The sequence below is a fragment of the candidate division WOR-3 bacterium genome, from assembly GCA_016926475.1.
In the GTDB taxonomy this organism is placed as follows: domain Bacteria; phylum SDB-A; class SDB-A; order SDB-A; family SDB-A; genus JAFGIG01.
The window spans coordinates 1-5,486 of sequence record JAFGON010000103.1 but is presented as its reverse complement, the minus strand read 5'-3'; the positions used below and the strand labels follow the sequence as shown (position 1 = coordinate 5,486).

6 protein-coding genes are annotated in these 5,486 nt (G+C 39.2%); all 6 read right to left on the bottom strand.

Going from position 1 to position 5,486, the window contains the following annotated elements:
- Window positions 1-236: 236 nt before the first annotated feature.
- Window positions 237-1,166, bottom strand: a complete 930-nt coding sequence (locus JXA84_10015; GenBank protein ID MBN1151538.1) for a bifunctional methionine sulfoxide reductase B/A protein — start codon at window positions 1,164-1,166, stop codon at window positions 237-239.
- 363 nt (window positions 1,167-1,529) lie between these two features.
- On the bottom strand, window positions 1,530-1,850 hold the full coding sequence (locus tag JXA84_10010; GenBank protein MBN1151537.1) for a hypothetical protein: 321 nt from the start codon (window positions 1,848-1,850) through the stop codon (window positions 1,530-1,532).
- Window positions 1,851-1,929: 79 nt separating this feature from the next.
- The gene (locus JXA84_10005) at window positions 1,930-2,202 is read right to left on the bottom strand and encodes a hypothetical protein (GenBank protein MBN1151536.1); all 273 of its coding nucleotides are present in this window, start codon (window positions 2,200-2,202) and stop codon (window positions 1,930-1,932) included.
- Window positions 2,203-2,258: 56 nt separating this feature from the next.
- Window positions 2,259-3,947, bottom strand: coding sequence for an FAD-dependent oxidoreductase (locus tag JXA84_10000; GenBank protein MBN1151535.1), 1,689 nt, complete (start codon window positions 3,945-3,947; stop codon window positions 2,259-2,261).
- A 167-nt stretch (window positions 3,948-4,114) separates the two neighbouring features.
- Window positions 4,115-4,588, bottom strand: a complete 474-nt coding sequence (locus tag JXA84_09995; GenBank protein ID MBN1151534.1) for a GNAT family N-acetyltransferase — start codon at window positions 4,586-4,588, stop codon at window positions 4,115-4,117.
- Window positions 4,589-4,693: 105 nt separating this feature from the next.
- A partial coding sequence (locus JXA84_09990; protein MBN1151533.1) for a radical SAM protein occupies window positions 4,694-5,486 on the bottom strand: 793 nt, incomplete at its 5' end.

Sequence of the window (5,486 nt, the reverse complement as noted above, 5' to 3'; positions counted from 1 at the left end):
TGCCGTGACAATCATGCCATCGGGACCTTGATAGACCGCCCGTGTGCAGGCATCTGCCGATTTTGCGACAAGCATGAAGAATGCGCAAACAAAGGTGAGAATATAGACTGTGTTTTTCATAGAAAGCTCCCTTCTTCAGTTTTCTGGTGCCGTCTTGATATAGTGCAGGGAGACTGAAAAAACAGTTTCGTCAAGCACCGTCACCATTTAAATGGCTTTGTTTTATAACTTCTATATTAATCAAACCTTTTGATGTAACTATGGCAATAGGGCTGTTCTCCTTTATTCCGGTAGTAATCCTGATGATAATCTTCAGCTTCCCAGAATTCACTGACAGGAATCAGCGCCGTGGCAATGTTATATCCTTTTTTTTCCAGAATTCCTATTAACTTTTCGACAATCTTTTTTTCTTCATCATTTTCGTAAAAGACTGCAGAGCGGTATTGTTCCCCGACATCCGGACCCTGTCTGTTGACTTGAGTCGGATCGTGAATTTCAAAGAATAGTTTTGTCAGCTCCTCAAAACTTACTTTTGAAGGGTTGTAGGTCACTTCAACTGTCTCCAGGTGTCCTGTGTTTCCCGAGCAGACATCTTGGTAGGAAGGATTGTCCACGGAACCTCCCATGTAACCAGAAATGGCAGATATAACCCCTTCCTTTTTTTCAAAATGGTATTCCACTCCCCAAAAACATCCGCCGGAAAAGTAGGCTTTTTTCAAAAAGGAATCGTCGGGTACAAACACAAGGGAAATTGAATTGACGCAGTGTCTTGTGTTTTTGTCGGTCATCCCTTCTCCTACAAAAACATGTCCCAGATGCGCCCCGCAGTTCGCGCATAAAATTTCCGTTCTCATTCCGTCGGCGTCTGTCTGTCTTATCACCGCTCCTTCGATTTCATCGTCGAAGCTCGGCCATCCGCTTCCAGAATGAAATTTGTCTTCAGATCTGAAGAGTGGAGCTCCGCACCTTTTGCACTGATATACGCCCTTTTCAAAAAAATTATAATACTCTCCGGTAAAAGGCGCTTCTGTGCCTTTGTGGACAATGACCATTTCTTCTTCCGGGGTCAGTTCGTTGTAGTTGTTTTGATTCATGTTTTTCCCCTCCGAGCACGAAAAAAAATTCGTCACTCCTATTAAAAGTATAAATTGGAAAAAAATTCTCATAAAACCCTCCATGTTTTCACATAAAATGCCATATAAAAATATGTGCTGGTTTATGTCTTTGGCAATAGCTCTTTTATTTATTTGTCTTCTGAGCGGAATCACGAAAAAAATAAGTTTTGCTAATGTTTCGGCTTTAAGGCTATTTACATGTTTTACTTCCCAATGTTCTCATACTTTTTTTGGATATTCATATGAAACAAATAAATTTTACACTTTTTTTCCAAAATTTTTCGCATAGAGAGAAACCTTATCCATTCTTAAAAAATATTTAGTTTAATGCTTTTGTATTTATGGGAGTAAGCAGGTATTCAGGATAGTTTTAGTAAGTCATTGTCTTTCAAAAATTTAATTTTCACTAAGTTTTTATTTCTTAACTTTGGCGACACTCTGGATGACGTCTTTAGTCACGTCAATTCCGCCTTTGTTGTTTATGTAGAGGCTTCGAATTGAAAATATCGGACCCCAAGGTATTCCCCACCAGCCCAAAAGCCAGGTCACCAAAGAATACTTAAAAGAATACTTCAACGATTTCTCTTTTCCTTTAATGAAATAAATGGCTGATCCTCGCTTAAAAGACAATATAATGATGGATACACAGTATTGGAAGACTACGAATTTTCCCCCTTGAGTTATTTCCCTGAGCAGGTCATCTCCGCTCATTCCATCTATGTTTTTAAATTTCATTGTTTGCCGTTGTACAGTAACATATCCATATAAATGCCTTTCGGCTCAAGAGAATACAGTTCCTCGTCAATTTCATCAGTTAGCCTACAACCCAGATGAAAATAGAAATCCACTGTATTTTTGCATTCGCACGAAGTGATATAAAGCCTTTTTCTCCAAGATATCGAGCTAGGCTAACCGCTTTTTCAAACAAAAATTTGCCGAAACTTTGTCCTATCTTTTGTCTCTCAAGTTTTCCTGCTTTATATAAATAAATCGCTTCAACGTATTCACTTCTGTCTATTTTCCAGATCGTGTCAAATTCATTTTCATATAATTCACAATACGCAATTTGATTTTCAGATTCTAACATCGATATAGCACGAGCTAATTTAGTTGTTTTAAAAAAAACTAGATCTTGTCCAGGTCTTATTTTTCCTTCTTAAACGGCCATGCCAAGATTCCGCCTTCGAGCACTTTCACATTTTTAAATCCATGCGCTTTGAGAAGAACAGCCGCTTCGTAACCGCGAAGTGAGATTTTGCAGTATGTGATTATCTCTTTATTTTTATCTTCGGGTAATTCGTTCAGACGATTTCTTAGAGCACCCAGAGGTATCAGCTTTTCGCCTATTCCAATTTTTGTCTGCTCGAATTCATCCTGACCGCGGACGTCAAGAATAAAAATGTCTTCTTTCCGGTCAATTTTATCCTTTAATTCTAAAGATGAAATTCCTGTGAATAAATCTCTGGTCTTGTTCTGAAGAATGTGTGCAGAAGCGATGCTGTGGTCTATGGCTAGTGAAAATGGGGGGGCGTAGGGCAGATCGCCGTTTACCATGTCCTCCACCGTTAAGCCTCCTTTAATAGCAGTCGCCCATATTGCCAGCTGTTTGCTGACGTCTCCAGGTCCAAGGCACTGGGCTCCGAGTATTTTCCCTGTTTTTTTGTCGGAAATAAGTTTTGTGACAAGCAATTTTCCGTTCATAAAACCAGGTTTGTCTGGGCTGGCATTTATCACAGATATGTAATCCTTTTTAGCTTCCTTTGCTTTTGATTCCGAAAGCCCTGTTATGCCAATTCCATATTCGAAAATCTTGCATATTCCAGTCTGTATTGTTCCGGGAAAAACAGCTTTGTTTCCAATTATGGCATTTTCTCCCGCAACACGTCCTTCCAGGTTGGCGAGGTCGCCGTAAGGAGCTAAAACTGATTTTTCTAAAATAATATTTTTTATCTCACAACAATCACCGACGGCATAAATATCAGGGTCCGATGTCTGCATGTATTTATCTACTTTTATTCCACCGAGTTTTCCTGTTTCAATTCCGGCTTTCTTTGCTAATTCCGTGTTAGGTCTTACTCCAATGGCGACAACAGCGAGTTCGCAGGGTATTACTTTGCCGGATTGAAGCCTAACCGCAGTCAATTTTCCTTCTTTTCCCAGGAATTCAGAAACGCCGTCTTTGGTGATTATGTCTGCTTTTGTCCTGAGATAATTTTCCGCAAGAGCTGCCATTTCCCAATCCAGAAAGGTCAGGAGCTGGGGCAAAAGTTCCACCAGTGTAAGCTCTATGCCCGCAAGATTAAGAGCTTCAAGCGTTTCAACACCTATAAGTCCGCCTCCGATGACAACGGCCTTTTTTATCTTGCCTTCATCTTTTATCTTTCTTAAATAATCCGCGTCTTTCATTGACTGAAGCGTAGTCACTCCCTCGAGTTTATTTCCCGGAATAGGAGGCATGTTGGGCAAAGAGCCGGTTGCGATGATCAATTTGTCGTATTTCATCGTCCCTGTTTTGCCATTCAAGATATCCAAGAATTCAACTTGCTTTTTCCCTCTGTCAATTTTTGTAACTTCCGTGTTCACTCTAGCGACAATACCTTTTGCATTCCAGTAATACTTCTGATCACGAACAACTCCGGTTGTTGTACAAAGCAGTTTATTTCTGTCGTCAAAGAAACCGCCAACATAATAAGGATACCCGCATGAAGCCATGGAAAGGTCAGGATTTTTTTGAAAAATTGTTATTTCCGCGAATTCATCCATTCTCCTTGCTCTTGCCGCCGCTTTCGGTCCTGCAGCTGAACCGCCAATTACAATTATCTTCCTGCCCATAAAAGCCTCCGTTTTTCCAAGTTAAATTTCCTTATTTCCATAACAAACAAAGCAAATACTAGAATTGATTCTAACATAGATTAATTCTGTTATTAAGAGTTTTCAGATTTCTTTTTAATTATCCGTGTCGTCATAGTATTTTCAATACTCAAAAAACTAAATATTTTTCAGTCTATTTCCTTTAGAAGACAATAATTTTCTTTTGACTTGTCTATCTTTTCAAAACCGAATTTTATGTAAAAATTAACAGCTTTTTCATTGTCTTTCCTCACTATCGCCAGGATTGACTTGTAGTTCTCTCTACTCGCCCAATCCAGAACAGTTTTTATCAGGTCAAAAGCAGTTGATGTCCCTCGATAGTCGGGTGAAACCCAGACCTGAATCAACTCGCCGACTCCTTCTTCGTCTGTTCCATAAATAGAAGCGACGCCGATAGCTTTATCTCCGTCAAAAGCCAAATAAGTACACCTCTCACTTCCGGAAACAGCGCTATGAACCTGTTCTTTCCAGGTACGATCATCTCTTTTTTGGGCATCCTGATACGTTGTAGAAAAAGCCATGGGAGATTCCTTCATAGCATCAAGTCTAATATTCCGGTAGATCTGCCAGTCTTCTTCCCTTATTCTTCTTATCAGCGGCATAATTAGACAAAATTTCTTTTAAATGATATTAACCCATACCAATTCATTTGTACTTTTATCGGGATTACGTTGATTGTTTTCTGCGTCATAAATCCGTATGTTAACTTAGTCGTGCATAAGTTGATAAAAAGTTCCTCTGTCCTGTTCGACGCCTTCAATTTTACCTTCTTCTTCCAAAACGCTTAAATATTTGTTTATCTCGTTTGAATGAAGACCCAATATTTTTGAAAGGTCATCAACGGTGCAGGGTCTTCTCGCGATTGTTTCCAATATCATGCTCTCAAAGTCTTTCCTGTAAGATTGGATATTTTTTCTCTCAACAGGAAAGGAAATAATTTCTACATTTTCCATTTTCCACAGATTTATAACCCTTTGGAAGTCTTTGTTTGTAGCTCTTTTTAAATTTGGGACGGTACCAGGCCTGTCAAGAGTGTTAAGCTGAACGATGTCAGGTTCAATTCTTTCTACGCTTTTTTTAAGCGCTGTCAATTCTGCCTCGCTGTCGTTATATCCCGGAAGAATAAAAACCTCCAGCCAAAGTTTACCCTTGAATACTTTTTTAAAATTCTCTATTCCTTGGATATATTTTTCTATTGAAAGCCCCTTTACCGGACGGTTGATCTTTTCAAATCCTCCCTGAGTTGCTGCGTCTAGAGACGGAAGAACAACATCCGCATCAAGAAGTGCTTTTTTTACGTTGTCATCCCAAAGAAGAGTTCCGTTCGTCAAAACTGCGACGGGTATATCAGGTTTTTTCCCTTTGATGAAATTCAAAATTTCCCCTATTTTGATGTTCAATGTAGGCTCACCCGAACCTGAAAACGTTATATAGTCGGGATCCGGATTATTATCTATATAAAAAATGAACTCATTTTTAATCTTTTCACTTTTTATATAT